This window comes from Mesorhizobium sp. M2E.F.Ca.ET.209.01.1.1 (genome assembly GCF_004010375.2).
Taxonomy (GTDB): Bacteria; Pseudomonadota; Alphaproteobacteria; order Rhizobiales; family Rhizobiaceae; genus Mesorhizobium.
The window spans coordinates 1-348 of record NZ_SADP02000575.1 but is presented as its reverse complement, the minus strand read 5'-3'; the positions used below and the strand labels follow the sequence as shown (position 1 = coordinate 348).

1 protein-coding gene is annotated in these 348 nt (G+C 66.4%); it reads right to left on the bottom strand.

The window, feature by feature from the left end:
- Positions 1–348, bottom strand: a 348-nt coding sequence (locus EN852_RS36970; protein ID WP_189546492.1) for a sodium:proton antiporter, incomplete at both ends; no start/stop codon positions are given.

Genomic DNA, 348 nt, shown 5'->3' with positions numbered 1-348 from the left:
GCGATCGGCCCCCAGGTGAAGCCGTTGGCTTCCCTGTGGCTCTTGTACGAGACCTTCAGTGAGAGGAAGGCCAGCGCCAGGATGATGGCGTCGCGTACCAGGTTCTGCAGTTCGAGACCGACGCCGAACACGGAAAAGCTCACGTCCGGCTTCCAGGCCGCCGACAGCAGGATGGCGCCGATCACACCGGCCAGCAGCGGGACGTTGGCCAGGCCGCGCAGGCGCACTTTCGTGTCCGGTGTTGGGTCCTTGATCTTCGGTGCCCCGGCCTCGCGCCGGTGCAGGATGAGGTCGATCGCCAGGAAGACGGCGAGCACGACCACCACGACGAACAGCGTCTCGCGCCAG